The organism is Achromobacter sp. SD115, from assembly GCF_017355315.1.
GTDB classification, from domain to species: Bacteria; Pseudomonadota; Gammaproteobacteria; order Burkholderiales; family Burkholderiaceae_B; genus Achromobacter; species Achromobacter xylosoxidans_B.
The window spans coordinates 127,887-144,759 of the sequence record NZ_JADIJM010000012.1 but is presented as its reverse complement, the minus strand read 5'-3'; the positions used below and the strand labels follow the sequence as shown (position 1 = coordinate 144,759).

The following is a 16,873-nucleotide window of genomic DNA, read 5'->3' as shown; positions in this document are numbered from 1 at the left end:
AATTTCTAGTGTCCACGACACGACGAAACAGTGAGGTCCCCCGTGGTAAAGAGAATCGCAGTGTGTGGCCTTGGATATGTCGGCCTGCCCGTAGCCGTCGCATTTTCCAAGCGCTTTGATGTCATTGGCTTTGATGTGGACAAGCGCAGAATCGCACGGCTGAAAGAGGGTGATGACTGGACCGGCGAGATCGAACGCGACGTGTTGCTAGCCTCTCCCATGCAGTTCACCGATCAGGTATCGGAGCTGGAAAACTGCGATTTCTTCGTAGTGGCCGTTCCGACCCCCGTGGACGAAAAGAACAACCCGGATTTTTCGCTGCTGGTGCGTGCCTGCCGTTCGATCGGCCCCGTGCTGCGTCCCGGTTGCATTGTCGTTTTCGAATCCACCGTCCATCCCGGCGCCACCGAGGAAATCTGCGGACCGGAACTGGAGAAAATCTCCGGCCTGCGCTGCGGCGTCGATTTCAAGCTGGGCTACAGCCCCGAGCGGATCAATCCGGGCGACCGTGAGCATCCGCTGGAGAAGATCGTCAAGATCGTGTCCGGCCAGGACGAGGAATCGCTGGAAATCATTGCCGGCGTCTACGAGAAGATCATCGACGCGGGCGTGCACCGCGCCTCCTCCATCAAGGTCGCCGAGGCGGCCAAGGTGCTGGAGAACACGCAGCGCGACATCAACATCGCGCTGATGAACGAAATGTCGAAGATCTGCGACCTGGTCGGCATCCGCACCTCGGAAGTACTGGCGGCCGCGGGCACCAAGTGGAACTTCCTCAAGTTCTCGCCCGGCCTGGTGGGCGGCCACTGCATCGGCGTCGATCCGTACTACCTGACCTCCAAGGCGCAAGAACTGGGCTACCACCCCGAGGTCATCCTGTCGGGCCGCCGCATCAATGACGGCATGGCCAGCCACGTCGCCTCGCGCGTGGTCCAGACGCTGGCCCGCAATGGCCGTCTCAATGCCACGACCCGCGTCGGCATCCTGGGCATGACGTTCAAGGAAAACGTGCCCGACATCCGCAACTCCAAGGTGGTCGATCTTTACAACGCCCTGGGCGCCTACGGCATCACCCCGGTTGCGTGCGACCCGATGGTCGATCCGGAGCAGATGGAGCACGAGTACGGCATCAAGCTCGTGGAACGCGACCAGTTTCGTGACATGGACGTGCTGATCCTGGCGGTGCCGCATCGCGAAACCATGGACTCCATCTGGGACGACATGCCGGCTCTGGTCAAGAGCGGCGGCATGGTGTGCGACCTGAAGTCCGTGCTGGACAGCAAACGGCTTCAGTCCGACCTCCTGTACTGGACTCTTTAAGTTCAGGCTCACTATCGATCACTAGAGGAGAGCCTTCGAATGGCTGCTTTTACCACCGCTCCGATTGGAACCTGCCGCATCCATACGCCGCTGCGCGATGCCGTGGGCCGCTACCCGATCAAGCTGCAACTCGGGCGCAACTACGGTTTCGTGCACACCAGCGCCGAGGCGCTGCAGCAGGCGCGATTCATGTTCGGCCAGGGGGACATCCCTGCCGACGTCCAGCGCGTGATCTTCCGGCCTTCGAATGGCGAACAGGCGCGCAAAGGCGCCCACAAGCCGGCTGACCTCTACGTGGTCGAACTGTCCTCGCGCAAGCTGCTGGCCATAGACGGCTACCCCATCCAGTCCAACTACCTGGTGCGCTACTTCAGCGAGTTCTTCGCCGACCGCACGCGCACCCGGATGTTCTGGTCCATGGCCCACGCCGACCGCCTGGCCGAGCGGCGCGCGCTGCTGGATCAAGACCCGGTCTTCAAGGGGCTCACGCCGGATGACCGCGACCTGCTCGCCCGCATCGTCAAGCGCGATCAGACGGACGAGGAAATCGAGCAGGAAATGAACCAACTGGTCGAGTTGCTGGGCCGCGACAAGGTGGTGTTCGTCACCCACGTCAATGCCCTGACGCCGGACAATGCGCCCATCGAACAGCGCCAGCAGCTGATCGCCGCGGTGACGGCCAGCGCGCAGCGCATCGGCGTGCCTTGCTACGACCCGACGCCGCTGATGAACAAGATCGGCCAGGGCGACGCGATGGAAAATGGCGGACTCGACTTGACTCATTACACGCCGGCCTTTGCCGAACGCCTGTGCGCCGAGTGGTTCAAGACTTACATGCGTCCGCGCATGGATGCTTCGACGACGCAGCCTTCCGCGCCCAAGCTTGCCGCCGACGAAAGCGCGGACCGCATCGAAAAGCTCTGGGACTCGGGACAACTGCGCGAAGCCTCGCGCCGTGTGCGCGAAGTGCTGCGCCGCCACCCCGGTTTGCCCGAACACACGCTGCTGTTTGCGCGCATCCAGGAAGAACTGGGCGACTACGAAGGCTCGCTGGCGCTGCTGGGCAGTGCCGACGGCGCGGTCGCTTCCGGCAGCAAGGCCGAGCAGATCCTGATGCGCAACCAGTTCAAGCTGGGGCGCCATGAGGTGGCGTACTCGCTCGCCGCCGGCCTGTTGGGCGATGAGATCGAAACCCCGGAAATCGTGCGCATCGCGGCATTTTCCGCTGGACACCTGGGCTATGTGGACGAGGCCCTGGGCAACTGGAAGCAGTTGTTCCGCATTTCTTCCCCGCAAGACGCGGTAGCGGTGGAAGCCGCCGACACGGTGCTCGCGCTGCTGCAGGCCAGTGGCGACATGGAAGCCGCCATACGCTGGGTCACCGAGGTCCGCGCGGCCATGCCCACTTACGGCCGCGGCTTTGCGATGCTGTGGCGCGACCGCCTGCTGGCTGGCGACCGCGTCGGACTGCGCAACCTGGCGTCCGAATCGCCCGCACTCAATGACATCCAGGTTCTGGAACTCGTCAAGGAAGCGTCTTGGCGCGGCTGCATCATGGCAGCGGCCACGCTCGCGGTCTCGTGCAAGCTGGCAAACAGCGAGCAGGAGGATATCGTTTCCTGGCTGAAGTCGCAGTCGCAGGCATGGGCCGGCGAAGGCGATCGTGCCCTGGAGGAAGGGCGTCTGCGCGACGCGGCGGAGCGCATCTGCGCCCACCGCCTGCTCACGCCGGATGCGCTGGCCGGCGTGCGCGCACAGCGTGCATTCGAACGCGCAATGCGGCTGGGCGTGCGCGCCGCGCTGGTGGCGGGCAATCACAAGGAGGTCATCGATCTGACGGATATCGCGCTGGACACCCAGATCGATTTCCCCGAACTGCACGCCATGCGCGGCCGCGCGGCTGACGCATTGGGAGACAAGCAGACCGCTATGCGGCACCTCGAGCAGGCCGCGGCAGGCGATGCCGCCCCGTTCAGCACGAAGCTGCATTTTGCGCGCGTGGCCTTCAATGGCGGCTGGTACGGCGAAGCCATCGACGCCTACAAGACGGTGCTGGGCCACGAGGGCGCCGACCAGGGCGCCCGGGACGAGGCCGAGCGTCAGCTTGGCAGGCTCGGACCGCGCGCCATCCGGGGCGCCCGCGAGATCCTGTCCGCCGGCGATCACCAGGCTGCCTGGAACCTGCTGGACCGCGTGGCGCAGTCGTGGCCCGCAATGACGGAAGTCGATCATGAGAAGCGGCGCATCCTCGCCGTGCTGTACGCGGAATCGCGCGCGCTGGATCCGGCGAGCACGACCGAGCGTCTGGCCCTGGGCGAGCGCATCGTGAAGCTGGTGCCCGATGATCCCATCGGCCTGCGCCTGGCCGCGGTGGGCGCCATGCGCCTGCACCGCTTCGAACAGGCTTTGCCCTACTGGCGCAAGCTGCAGGAACGCTCTGAAAATCCGGCGCAGTTCGATCACTACATTCAGCGCTGCCAGGTTTGGATCGAGAAAATCAACCGGAGGAAGGCCGCATGAATCCGCCATTGACTAGCGAGCTAGCGGAGGCTGCGTCCGACCTTAAGTCGGTGCAAGCCCAATTGGAAGAGATCGTCACGGCGTCGGTGCGGGTTCAAGTGGCCCAGGAAAACCTGGCCCGCGCTCAGGCGCTGGCGGGCGACCACGTGGCAGACCCCAAAGTCCGTTTCCTGCTGCTCAGGCTGAAGGAGTCGGCGGGCCTGAATGAAGGCATGGCCCAGCAGTGGGCCACGCTGCTGGAAGAGTGCCCGGACGACTTCCTGATTGTCCGCTACTGCGCGACCCGGCTGGTGAAGGAACGGAAGATCGATGAGGCGTTGTCCCTGGTCGATCGCCATCTGCCGCCGTCGACGCAGAACCCGGACCGCTTGTTCTCGCGTGCCAAGCTGCTTAGCGACATCCGCGCGCATGAGCAGTCCGACGCGCTGTTCCGCCGCTTGATATTGGAGAACACCGATCGCAACATGCGCGTCGAGTTCGCCAAGCGCCTGCGCAAGCGCGGCCTGCTGGCCGACGCGTTCGACGCCATCGCGCCCGTCATGAAGCACCTGACGCCCGGCAGCAAGGCGGCGGAACTGGCCAACGAGCTGGCCAGTGACTACGCCTTCTATCAGCACTTCGAGTCCGAAGAGGGACTGATCGGCAAGGACGTCAGGATCGTGTCGATGAAGCATGCGATCCTGCACTTCCGTGACCGCCAGATCGTCGAGCAGTCGGCGGAGAAGCCGGTGTCGGTGGCGCTCGTGACGGGCAGCCTCGGGCCCGGCGGCGCCGAGCGCCAGCTGACGCGGCTTGCGGGCGAACTGACCCGCCTGGCGGAGTCTCCCGAGCGCCGGCCGGCCGATGTCGTCATGATGCCGAAGAAAGTCGAAGTCATGGTGAAGCAGCACACCGAACCCGCGGGCTCCACCAAGAAACAGGGATTGGACTTTTTCCTGCCCGTGCTGGTGAAGGCGCAGATCCAGGTCACGGAAATCAACAAGCTGCCGGCGGTCTCGGTCGCGCATCAAGCCGTTCCCGAGGGCAGCCTGAGCCGTCTGCTGGAACAATTGCCACCTCCGGTGCACTACGGCGTCACGCGGCTTGCGCCGGTGCTGCGGGCCAACCCGTTCGATGTGGTGAGCTTGTGGCAAGACGGCACCTGCCTGTTCGGCGCGCTGGCTGCGCTGCTGGCTGGCGCGCCGACCATACACCTGGTCTTCCGCGGGCTGCCGCCCAACATCCGCAAGGACCGCTTCCGCGAAGAATATCCCGAGCTGTACCAGGCCCTGGCCCAGGTCCCCGGCGTGGTATTCGTGAGCAATAGCTGCAAGGCCGCGGAAGCCTACGCGGAATGGCTGGGTATCCCGATCACGCGTTTCCACATTCTGTACAACGGCGTGCCGGATCTGGCGACCGACGCGTCGGCGACGGACGAGGAAAAGTGGAAGGCTTTCCACGAAAGCACCACCGATGCCACGGAGACCATCGGCGGCGTGTTCCGCCTGGAGCCCGACAAGCGGCCGCAGCTGTGGATCAAGTTGGCGGCGATGTACCTGAAGGACAGGCCGCAGGCGCGCTTCGTCATCGTGGGCGACGGACGTCTGCGCGAGAACATCGAGGCGCTGGCCGAAGAGCTGAACGTGACGGACAGGCTATTGCTGGTCGGCCTTTCCAACCACGTGGGCTATTGGTATTCGCAAATGGACGCCAGCGTCCTGCTGTCGCGCTACGAAGGCCTGCCCAACGTGCTGATCGAAGCCCAGCTGGTGGGCGTGCCCGTGATCTCGACGCCCGCGGGCGGCGCCGGCGAGTGCTTTGTGGAGAACGAGACCGGCCACCTGCTCAGCTGCGTCGATCACCCGGATCTGCACGAGGCATGCGAGAAGGTCGCCTCCATGGTGGACCAGGTGCGCGACAACGAGCAATTGAGGGAGCACAGCCGCCACCGGGCGCAGAAGCTGTTCTCGCTCGATGCCATGCTGACCAAGTTCATGGGCTTGTGCATGCCCGTGGTGTCCGAGAACGACGAACGCATGGATATCGAGCCCATGCGCCTGATGCAAGCCTGATTGGTCTTCATCCAATCAAGCTGCTGAAACGAAAGGATCTTATGCATATGTACGTCCCGGGTTCAGGGCTGCGACGCAAAGCAGCCCTGACCATGGTGGTTCTTGCCACGCTGACTCTCGCGGGGTGCCAGCTGCCCCGTTCCGGCCCCATGTTGAGCGAGATGACGGGCGCGCACGACGACAAGGACGTCATCGTGATGCCCGTGTCGCGCGAACTGGTGCAGGCCAGCCGGGTGCCCGACGTGGCCGACTTCCCGGTGCGCTACCGTGACCTCACGCAGGCCGGATTCGACCGCCTGGTTCCCGGCGACGGCATCAACGTAAAGGTATGGGAGCGCGGCGGACTGGGCGTGTTCGCGGCGGATCCTTCCGGCGTGAGCGACCTGGGCAACCAGGAGATAAATTCGGCGGGGAACGTGACTTTCCCCATCCTCGGAAAATTCCATGCCGACGGCATGACCCTGGCGCAGCTGCATGACGCCGTCGTGGCACGCCTGGCCAGGCTCGTCGTGGGCGCGGACGTCAGCGTGACGCGCGCCGCGGATGCGCGCGGGCAGATGGTGACCGTGCAGGGCAACCTGACCAAGCCCGGCATGTATGCCATCACCCAGACCTCCCAGCGCCTGAGCAGCGCGCTGGCGCAGGCCGCGCCGGTGCAGACGAATCCCGAGCAGTTGGTCATCAGCCTGCGCCGCGACAACCAGGTGGCGTCGGTGCGACTGTCGGATATCTACCGCAACCAGAACAATGACATCCTGCTGCGGGCCGGCGACGTCATCACCGCTTATGACTCGAAGGAGTATCTGACCGTGCTGGGCGCGGCTGGCAACCAGGGGCGGGTGGCCATCAGCAAGCGCAACTACAGCGTGCTGGACGCGCTGGCGGATTCCAAGGGCCTGGACGACAAGCTGGCGGATCCGCGTTCCGTATTCCTGTTCACGCCCGCCAAGGCCGGCGCCGAGGGCAAGCCGGATTTGCTGCCGGTGGTCTACCAGTTCGACCTGACGCGGCCGGAGCAGGTGGCGCTGGCGCGGGAATTCACCGTGCATGAAGGCCAGGCCATCTACATCTCCGACGCGCCGTTCACGCAGGTGCAGAAGGTCTTGTCGGCGTTCCGCGTCACGATGAGTGCCGGCTTCAGCGCCACGCGTGCCATCGACAGCGATTCGGGCGGCTCGTCCGGCATAAGCCAATAGCGTGTCGATGAGCAACGAGGACAGGATCAAGGGCTGGCGTTCGCGCCGGAAGGACAGCAGTTACGCAGTGGGATCCGGCGTCGCGGCCTGGCGCCTGGATCCGGCGGCATTGTTTGAAGCAAAGGCCACGCCGGCCGTCCTGCTCAAGCCGCTGGTCGCGCGCCTGGAGGGCGAGCCGCACGATTCCGTGGCGGCCCGGCGGGCGGTGTACGAGGCGGTGCAGGCGGAGCTGGATGCGGAAATCGTGCGCGGCGATGTCGACGAGACGCTGGCCGATTTTTCGCGGCGGCGTTTGCGCGTCATCGTGCGCCTGCTTGAAATGGACATCCGCGACGGCGTCGACGTGTTCGCGCCGGGCTACATGCCGGCCAAGCTGGTGGCGGAAGACGAACGCCTGGCCGCGGCGCATGCGCGGCGCGTGGAGCGCAGGAAGCAGGACGAGGCGCGTGAAGCGCGCCGCCACGCCTCGCGCAACGACATCGCGCTGGAAGTCGAGGTGCCGCAGGACGAGGCCGGCGATCTCGCGATATTGCGGGAGCGCCTGCAAGGCCTGCATGAGGGGCATGATCCGAGCCACTCGGTGAAGTTCCGGCCGGTCGGGCGCACGCTGCTGGCGATGTTCATCTACCAGCTGCGCGTGATGCACGGCGAGAGCCGGATCGCGCTGGTTTGGGCGCTGGTAGGCCCGGTCGTGCTGCTGACGCTGATCTCGTCGCTGTACATCCTGATGGGCACGCACTACATCATGGGCATGGATGTGCAGACGTTCTCGCTGCTGGGGGCGACGACCTGGATCATGTTCCGGCAAATCGTCTTCAGGAGCAGCACTGCCTATGTATCGGCTCGCGGCCTGCTGAATTTCCAGGGCGTAACGCCATTGATGTGCGCACTGGTGCAGGCGTTCATTTACGTGTCGGTGTATCTGGTGGTGTTCCTGGTGCTGATCAGCGCAGGCCATGCCTTGGAGCTCATCACGCTGCCCAAGAGCTGGTCGGGGTTCCTGCTTTACGTGGTGCTGATGGGGTGTTTCGGGGTTGCGCTGGGCGTGCTGTTCGGATCGATCGCGACGTTCTGGCATTTCTTTCTCAGGCTGGCGCCGATCATTGAACGCTTTCTGCAGATTTTCGCAGCCGTGTTCTTTGTCTCGGAGCAGTTGCCGGAGAATCTGCGTCCCTGGATGCTGTGGCTGCCGTTGGCGCACGGCATGCAGCTGTTGCGCTCGGCCTACTTCGAGGCCTACACCTCGCACGATGCGAGCTTGAGGTATTTCCTGACCTCTTTGGTTTTCTTGATGGTGCTTGCATTGGCGGCCGAGCGTCTGGCCCGTCCCAATGTTCAGCCGATGTGAGGCAAGTAGATGATCCATTTCAATGGCGTCACTGACGAGCCCTATGCATTCGGAAGCAGGCAAGCGCTGCTTTCCAATGTCGATCTCGCGATCCCGGTCGGGCGCTATGCCTTGCTGTCGCACGCGCCCGAACTGCATCGCCAGATCGTCGACGTGTTGTGCGGTCTGCGGCCCCCGCGCCAGGGCTTCGTCAAGCACGATGGCAACGTGTCGTGGGCGATAGGCCGGCAGGGCTTCATCCGGGGCAAGGCCAACGGCCTGAGCATGATCGACTTCGTCAGCGAGATGTACGAGATCGACGCGGATGCCACGCATGAACTGGTCGCCGACCTGGTCAGCGATCCCAGGACCCTGGCCAAACCCATGGAGCATTGGCCGCTCTATGCGCGACAGGAGTTCTCCTTTGCGCTGGCGCTGGCGCCAGCGTTCGACGTCTATGTGATCGAAGGGGCCATCCCCTTCGAGCCTTGCCGTTTCACCCGCCTCTGGCTGGCTCTTTTCGAGGAGCGGCTGGTTGGCCGGACACTCATTCTTTCCAGTTATCGCCAGAATCAGTTGGCGGACTATTGCTTCAAGGGTTTGATTTATGAACGAAGCGCGCTCAGCATCGAAGACGACCTCGACCAGTGCATCCGCAAGTATCCTCCGCGACGATCAAGGAGCGAATCCGGCACAGGCGACGACGTCTTCGGAGGCGGCTTCGATGAGGGCGGAATCGGCCTCTGAGGGCAGGTCCGAAATCGAACGCCGCCGCCGCGAACGCCAATCGGCGCTGCGCGAGCGACGCCGCCACCGCTGGATCAACACGCTCATGGTGCTGGCGCCGGTAGTGTGCGCCTTGATCTATGTTTCTCTGTTTGCCACGCCCCGCTACGAGGCCGAGTCGCGCTTCTTTGTACAGTCGGCCTCCGGCCAGCAAGGCGGTGGCGGCGCGGCGGCCAGCCTCCTGACCACGGGCAACGCGGGCGGCATGCTGGGCGGCTTCGTGGACGGATGGGCGGTTGCCGATTTTCTGAAGTCGCGCGACGCCATGCAGCAGCTCGACAAGAAGGTCGGCCTGCGCCAGTACTTGATCCGGGCGGGCATGGACCCGATAAACCATCTGGCCGAGGACTCCAGCGAGGATGATCTCTTCCGCGCCTATCAGGCTTCGGTCAAGGTTTCCTTCAACGCGCTGGAGCAGATCGACGTGCTGCGCGTGAGCGCGTTTTCGTCGGAGGACGCCGCGATGCTGTCCAGGGCGCTCATCGAGCTGGCCGAGAACTTTGTCAGCTCCATGAACGAGAAGGGCGTCGCCGACAAATTGAAGGTGAGCGAGGAGGCAGTGAAGCTCGCGGAGCAGAAGGCGCTTGCCGCCAGAGAGACGCTGACCGCGTGGCGCACCACCCACGGCAACATCGACCCCACCGCCACGGTGACGATGCTGCTGAACCTTTCCAGCCAGCTGGAAGGAGAGCTCAACACCGCACAGATCAATCTCGACAAGATCCGCGCGCTGGGCAACAAGGACCATTTCATGCTGCGGCCCGCCGAGATGCAGGTGACGTCCCTGAAGAAGCGGATTGCGGCGGTGCGCCAGCGCCTGAGCGGCGGCGGCAACACGGAAGCCAAGCAGCTCAAATCCTACGAAGCGCTGAGGAATGCCCAGGTGTTCGCGGATTCGAACCTGACCCTGGCGCAGCAAACCTACCAGCAGGCCATGACCGACACGCTGCGCCTGCAGCGCTACCTGTCCATCATTGCCCAGCCGGTGCCCACGGACCGCCCGAGCAGTCCGCGCACGGGGATCCTGCTGCTGCAGGCGCTGGCGTTGGGCTTTGTGTTGATGTTCATCGCGCGCGTGGCGATGGCTTTGTTGAGGGGGTTGCGTCATGGTTGATACGGCAATTGCGGATCGTCCGGTCGGAGTCGACGCCACGGCGCGCTTGCGCGATCTGATCAAGCGGATTCATTCGTCGGCCGAGCCGCTGAATGAAATGCCCGCGCTGGAGCCGGCGCTGCGGCAGGCGGCCGACGGCTGGCGCGACGCGCGCCGCCTGCTGGTTTCCCCCCTGGTGCGGGAGGGCAGACTGGCCCCGGCCATAGCCGCGCTGGAGATCATGGTCGCGGTCTATCCCGCGCGCGCCGACGAGCGACGCCTGCTCGCCAGCCTCTTCGGCCGCACCGAGCAATGGGATCGCGCCATCGCCGAGGCGGACGCCGCCGCCGGCATCGAGCCCGGCGCCGCGGCCCTGCATGCCGCGCGCATCCAGTTGCGCGTGCAGGCCGGCCGGACGGCCGAGGCCGCCGAGGTCGCCCGCGCGACCAGGAGCATGGCGGAAAGCGAGCCCGGCGAAGCCCATGCCTGGCTGATGGCCTTCGTGCGCAATGGCGACGCGGCAGAGGCGGCGGACATGGCGGCGGCGCTGGACCCGCGCGAACTGCCCAACGAGCGCGTGGCGACGATGGCCGTGCGCGCCCTGCTTGAGGATGGCAGGGTGGAGGCGGCGATCCGGTTCGGCGATGCGGCCTTGGGCGCGGGCCACGACTGCGCTGTCTTGCGCTCGTCCCTGGGGTTGGCGCATTTGCGGCGCGGCAACGAGGACGACCGCAAGGTGCACGCCCTGGCGCATTTCGAGGCCGGCCTGAGCGCGGCGCCCGCGGACGTCAGGCTCTTGACGCTGCATGGCGAGACCCTGCTGCGCGCTGGACGCTACAAGGAGGCCCTGGCGCCGCTGAAGCAGGCCGTCGACCTGGCGCCGGATCTGGAACAGACGCGGGCCTTCTATGCGCGCGCCTTGCGCTATACGCTGCAGTACGATGCCGCGGCCGACCAGATGATGCAGCTGCTGGAGAAATCGCCCGAGAAGCCGCTCTGGCAGCGCGCGGCCATCAGCGCACTGTCGCAGGCCGGGCGCAAGCAGGAGGCCGAGACGCTGTTCGGGAAATATGTCGCGCAACGCGGCCAGCGGCTGCCGGCGACTTTCCAGGAGGCCATGGCGCAGCTGGAGGAGCGGCTGCCTGCCGCTCCTATTCCGCAGGCGCGCCTGGACTGGGCCTGGTCGATGCGCGGCGACACCAGTATCGACCGCGCGCAATGGGAGCGTCGCGCGCGCTGGGGTCATCTGGTGGACCACCTGCTGTTCGACTGGCTTGAATGCCGCGAAGAGAGCGTCGAAGAGGCGATGCAGGTGCTGGGAGAACTCGACACCGGCGAGCGCTTCTTTGCGCCGTTGCTGGCCGCCGGCAAGGGCGTGGTGGTCGCCACGGCGCACGTCGGCCCCATGTATGCCGGGCTGATGGCGCTGGAACTGGTGGGCATCCCGTCGCGTTGGCTGGCGACCGCGCCCAGCATTGCGCAGAGCAGTTATTCCGCCGCCCTGATCTCCACGGCGGACCAGACCGAGGCACAGGTCGCCAAGGCCTGCATGCGCGCATTGACGTCGGGTTATGTGCTGTGCCTGGCCATAGACGGCGCGGCCAATCCGGCGGCGCCGCGCACCACCTTCGAAGGGCAGGAAGTAACGTATTCCAGCTTCGCGTCGCACCTGGCGCATCGCATGGGCGTGTCCTCGGTGTTCTACGCGCCGCGCTGGGAGAACGGCCACGTTGCCTATACCCTGGAGATGCTGCCCGCACCCCAGCCCGGCGAGGACGCCGATGCGTACTCCCTGCGCTGGCAGCAGGCCTATTTTGAACGGCTGAGGGAGCATCTGGCCGGCCCCCCGGAAAATCTGCGCCTGAGCGGAGGCATCTGGCGCCACGTCACCGCCGCGGACCGGTCCGCGCAGCAATAGGAGCGAATGCCGATGAAGGTTGCAACGAAAGCCGCGCGTTGGCTGCTCGCCCTGGCCGCGCTTTACGGCGGCGCGGCGGCAGCTGACGTAGCGTGCAAAAGTCCGGACGAGCACTGTCCGTCCATCGCGGCGCTGCTGCAGCAGCGCGAGGGCTACGGCGCGCAGGCCACGGGCGGCTTGGGCGGGAAATTCATCGACGTCACCTCCGACCAGGACTCGGGTCCTGGAACGCTGCGCGCCGCGCTGGCGCAGGCGAAGAAGGGTCCGACCTGGATCCGCTTCGCGTCCGACATGACCATCGTCCTGAATACGCAGCTGCGCGTGCCGTCGAACACGACCATAGACGGGCGCGGCAAGCGTGTCACCCTGATCGACGACGGGCTGGGCGTGTATGGCAGCAAGAACGTCATCCTTACGCACCTGACGATCGACGGGCGCCTGTCGCGGTTGACGCAGGCCGTGAACGTGGCCAACAACAGCCGCGACGTGTGGGTCGACCACATGGACCTTTCGCGCATGTCGGACCGGCTGCTGAACGTGAAGAACGGTTCGACAGATGTCACGATCTCATGGACCAAGTTCCATAACTCGAACAAGGTCATGCTGCTCAACAACATAACCTCGAAGAATCTCTACGCCAACTACGACCGCGATTCGATCGCGCGCGTGACGCTGCATCACAATTACTTTCTCAACACCGTGCAGCGCAATCCCCGCGGACAGTTCGGCACTTTCCACCTCTTCAACAATCTGCTGGAAGACTGGGATTTCTACGGCATGAGTTTCAGCCTGGAGGCCCGCGCGCTGGTCGAAGGCAATATCTTCAAGAACTCCACGCAACGCAAATGCGTGGAGCCCGAGTTCTTTCCCACGGTGGAAGGCATCAACGTGAACTACTGCCACTACATTCCCATCGCCGCCAAGCGCAGCGCGCTGGAAAACGGCGAATCCGATCGTGGCGCCTACGAGAAACTGAAGTCCCAGCATGGCTACACGCGCGACTACAAGGCCTTCCTGCGGTTGAAAGATAATCTGTACCTGGGCGATGCGAAGCCCGTGCTGCAGGATTACCGCCCCGAGGCCGCGCCGACGCCGCCGTATTGCTACGGTTATGAAAAGCCGACGCCGGAGTTGGCGGAGAAGATCCGCAAGTTCGCGGGGAATACGGGCGGAGATACGCCGTTGCCGGCGTCCAGGGTCGGGGTCGATTGCGTGGGATCATGAGACCGGTAGTCGCGGCTCGCAGAAACCGGCCGGCCTGACCCAGGCGGCCACCGCCTTGCGCCTGGGGATTACACAGCAGACCTTGTCCGCCCTGGAGCGCAATGCCGACAGGGTTAGCGCCGACCGGCTGCTGCAGTTGCTCAGCATCCTGGGGGTCGAACTGGTCCTGCGTCAGCGAGGCGCGCAGCCGGCATCCGAAACAACATCCGAACCTAGCTGGTAAAGCCATGGGGCGACGTTCACACGCCCAGGTCCTGGGCCTATGGATGAATGGCACCTATGTGGGAGAGTGGAGCAGTCGGCCCCACGCCGGTGAAGTCCTGCAGTACGACAAGGACTGGATCGCCTCCGGACCGGGCAGGCCATTGTCACTCTCCCTGCCCTTCACGCCGGGCAATGGCCCGCATCGCGGCGACGCGGTCCGCGCATACTTCGAAAACCTGTTGCCCGACAGCAAGGAAATCCGCGAGCGGGTTGTGCGCCGGTTCCGGGCAGGCTCGACCGACGCGTTCGCCCTGCTTGCCGAAATCGGCCGCGATTGCGCGGGCGCCTTGCAGATCCTGCCTGCCGGCACAACGCCGGCAGACGTGACGTCGGTGCAAGCGACGCCATTGAGCGATGCCCAGGTGGCGCAGCTGTTGCGCAGCGTTCTGGCGCCGGCACCCCTCGGCGGCTTGACCATCGATGAGGATGATTTCCGTATTTCCATCGCCGGCGCACAAGAGAAGACCGCCTTGCTGCGGATGGATGGACGCTGGTGCCTGCCGCAAGGCGCTACGCCAACGACTCACATCCTCAAGCTGCCATTGGGACTGGTCGGCAACATGAAGTTCGACCTGAGCGAGTCGGTGGAAAACGAATGGCTGTGCTCGGAGATCCTGGCTGCCTACGGCATGCCTGTGGCGCGCACGGAAGTTCTGAGCTTCGAAGACATGAAGGTGCTCGCGGTCGAACGTTTTGACCGCCGCTGGCGGGACGGCGAAAATGGCAAGCGTAGTCTCATCCGCCTGCCGCAGGAAGACATGTGCCAGGCGACCGGCACCCCGCCGCACCTGAAGTACGAGGCGGATGGCGGCCCCGGCATTGACCGCATCATGCATCTGCTCGAAACCTCGCGCGACACCGAGCATGACAGGCGGACGTTTTTCCAGGCTCAGGTCCTGTTCTGGATGCTGTGCGCAACGGACGGCCACGCGAAGAACTTCAGCCTGTTCTTGCGGCCCGGCGGGGCCTACGAACTTACCCCGCTATACGACGTGTTGTCCGCCTATCCGATCCTGGGCGAGGGGCCAGGCAAGCTGGCGCCCATCCGCGCGAAGATGGCGATGGCCGTGCGCTCGAAGAACCCGCATTGGTGCATGCGCGACATCCAGCGCCGCCACTGGCTGACGGTGGGCGCGCGCCATGGCGTCGTGACGCAGGACGGTCGTGGAACCTCATTCGTGCTGGACGATCTGGTCGCCCGTACCCCGGATGCCGTGCGCGCGGTCCGCGCCAGGCTGCCACAAGACTTTCCGCCGGCGCTGGCAGACCACGTCCTGGACGGACTGCAGACGGCGGCGGACAAGCTTGCGGGGTAGTCCCGGCCCAGCCAAAAAAGAGGCGCATACCGCACTGGGCGGTATGCGCCTGGAATGACCTCTTCCCTTCGCGTAGAGGAGGTCGCTCGACACGCTCACTACGAGAGTCCGGTTACTGCTTCATAAGGTGCAATGCCTGCCGCGATTCGATGCCATTGCGTGTGCGGACAAATTCGGCCATCTGGGATCGCGGCGCGTTAGCCAGATTGGAAAACAGGCAATGCAGAAATTATAAAAACCCGAGTCCATCAAAACGGCGACCAAAAAATTACTTTCCCGCCGGGAAGATGAAATAAAGAGACCGGCATATTCTTCTTGGCGGCAGACAGGATTTCGTTGCGTCGCATATTGACGACATTTCCTCGAGAGTCCGGGAAATCACTATCCGCCAACCAAGGCTCCGTGCACCCAGGGGGAGGCTCAAATTTTCCAAATAAAACAAGTACTTGAGATTCCGTTCTGGGTAGAGCTCGTCACATTACGCGGCGATGTTGTATTTGTAATTCATCCGTTCGTTTCCTGTCGGCTGCATCTGAACAAACTGGTTTTGGCACTGGCCGACAGAACATCTCATTCGCATATGAAAAGCAGCGGATAAGCACTACGTGCTCTTTTGTCGGCCAGCTCACTTGTCCGACTGCAAAAGGAGCAATACATGAAGAAGACCCTGCTAGTGGCTTTATCCGCAGCCACACTTTCCTCGGTAGCTTATGCCCAGACCTCCGTCACGCTTTATGGAATCATCGACACGGGCATCGGCTACGCGAAGGTCGATGGTTCATACATCAATCGGGAAACGGGCATGAAGACCGACATGGCGGGAAGCCGCGTAGGCATGACCACGGGTCAGACTGCCGGCTCGCGGTGGGGATTGCGTGGCAAGGAAGACCTGGGTGGCGGACTGTACGCCACATTCCGCCTGGAGTCCGGCTACGATTCCGCCAATGGCAGCTCCAGCCAGAACAGCCGTCTGTTCGGTCGTGAGGCAACCGTTGGCCTTGGCAGCGCTGACTGGGGCGAATTTCGTCTGGGCCGTCAGTACAACGTCGCCACGCGCCTGATGTATGCGATGTTCGGTCCGGACTTCGGCGGCGGCTTCACGCAATTGAATACCGGCGGCGGGCTGGGATTCAGCAGTTCGAACTGGGTGCGCTACGACAACCTGGCCTTGTATGAAAGTCCGTCGATGGGGGGCTTCCGCTTTTCCGCCGGCTATGCGTTCAACGCCGACGACCGCAACGCAGCGCAGACGGGCTTCAGAACCGCCGATAACACACGCGCCATTACCAGCGGAATCAGCTACGCGAATGGTCCGCTCATGGGGTTCTTCGCCTACGAGCAGTTGAATGCCTCAAACAAGCTGTCGTCTGCCCAGACGGCGGCCACTCCCCGTTCGTTCACGGTGGGCGGCTCCTATGATTTTGAAGTCTTCAAGCTGGCTCTGGCCTACGAGCGCGCAACGGATGGCTGGTTCGCCGGCAAGAGCCTCCCCTCCGGTGCGGGCATTGGCAACTTTCGGGGCACGCCATCCAATGTCTTCGTCGACGGCTTCAGCACGAACTCCTATCTGCTGGCGGCATCCGCGCCGCTGGGCGGCGCCAGCAGCATGTTCGGCTCATGGCAGCGCGTGGATCCGAACAACCGCAGTTTGACCGGCGGCGACTCGGTCAGCAGTACCTATTCGCTGGGCTACTCGTACAGCTTGTCCAAGCGCACCACCATGTACGCGGTTGCGTCGTACACCAGGAATTTCGCTTTCCTGTCTGACGCCAAGGCAACGGAGGCAATGATCGGCCTGCGTCACTCATTCTGAGCGGCAGGGCGGATAAGACTGGGCAGGGGCTGCAATTTGCAGCCC

12 protein-coding genes are annotated in these 16,873 nt (G+C 64.1%); all 12 read left to right on the top strand.

What is annotated here, in order from left to right; translation table 11 throughout:
- The first annotated feature begins 60 nt into the window (after positions 1-60).
- Complete coding sequence (locus IPU70_RS18255) at positions 61-1,320, top strand: nucleotide sugar dehydrogenase (RefSeq protein ID WP_207469177.1); 1,260 nt, start codon at positions 61-63, stop codon at positions 1,318-1,320.
- A gap of 39 nt (positions 1,321-1,359) precedes the next feature.
- A complete protein-coding gene (locus IPU70_RS18250) occupies positions 1,360-3,840 on the top strand; it encodes a hypothetical protein (RefSeq protein ID WP_207469175.1) in 2,481 nt (826 codons plus the stop codon).
- On the top strand, positions 3,837-5,891 hold the full coding sequence (locus IPU70_RS18245; RefSeq protein WP_207469172.1) for a glycosyltransferase: 2,055 nt from the start codon (positions 3,837-3,839) through the stop codon (positions 5,889-5,891). The genes IPU70_RS18250 and IPU70_RS18245 overlap by 4 nt, the downstream gene beginning before the upstream one ends.
- A gap of 41 nt (positions 5,892-5,932) precedes the next feature.
- Positions 5,933-7,087, top strand: coding sequence for a polysaccharide biosynthesis/export family protein (locus tag IPU70_RS18240; protein WP_207469170.1), 1,155 nt, complete (start codon positions 5,933-5,935; stop codon positions 7,085-7,087).
- Positions 7,088-7,094: 7 nt separating this feature from the next.
- Positions 7,095-8,435, top strand: a complete 1,341-nt coding sequence (locus IPU70_RS18235) for an ABC transporter permease (RefSeq protein WP_207469168.1) — start codon at positions 7,095-7,097, stop codon at positions 8,433-8,435.
- A gap of 9 nt (positions 8,436-8,444) precedes the next feature.
- Positions 8,445-9,161 carry an ATPase gene (locus tag IPU70_RS18230; protein ID WP_207469166.1) on the top strand — a complete coding sequence of 239 codons (717 nt, stop codon included), beginning with the start codon at positions 8,445-8,447 and terminating at the stop codon, positions 9,159-9,161.
- A complete protein-coding gene (locus IPU70_RS18225; protein ID WP_207469164.1) occupies positions 9,139-10,314 on the top strand; it encodes a sugar ABC transporter in 1,176 nt (391 codons plus the stop codon). Before IPU70_RS18230 ends, IPU70_RS18225 begins: the two co-directional genes overlap by 23 nt.
- On the top strand, positions 10,307-12,211 hold the full coding sequence (locus IPU70_RS18220) for a tetratricopeptide repeat protein (RefSeq protein ID WP_207469163.1): 1,905 nt from the start codon (positions 10,307-10,309) through the stop codon (positions 12,209-12,211). The genes IPU70_RS18225 and IPU70_RS18220 overlap by 8 nt, the downstream gene beginning before the upstream one ends.
- 12 nt (positions 12,212-12,223) lie before the next feature.
- Positions 12,224-13,435 carry a polysaccharide lyase family 1 protein gene (locus IPU70_RS18215; protein ID WP_207469162.1) on the top strand — a complete coding sequence of 404 codons (1,212 nt, stop codon included), beginning with the start codon at positions 12,224-12,226 and terminating at the stop codon, positions 13,433-13,435.
- Positions 13,419-13,658 (top strand): helix-turn-helix domain-containing protein, encoded by a 240-nt coding sequence (locus IPU70_RS32820; RefSeq protein WP_371818993.1) that lies wholly within the window; start codon positions 13,419-13,421, stop codon positions 13,656-13,658. Before IPU70_RS18215 ends, IPU70_RS32820 begins: the two co-directional genes overlap by 17 nt.
- Before the next feature lie 4 nt (positions 13,659-13,662).
- Positions 13,663-15,015 (top strand): type II toxin-antitoxin system HipA family toxin, encoded by a 1,353-nt coding sequence (locus tag IPU70_RS18205; RefSeq protein WP_207469160.1) that lies wholly within the window; start codon positions 13,663-13,665, stop codon positions 15,013-15,015.
- A 655-nt stretch (positions 15,016-15,670) separates the two neighbouring features.
- Positions 15,671-16,828, top strand: a complete 1,158-nt coding sequence (locus IPU70_RS18200) for a porin (protein WP_207469159.1) — start codon at positions 15,671-15,673, stop codon at positions 16,826-16,828.
- Positions 16,829-16,873: the final 45 nt, after the last annotated feature.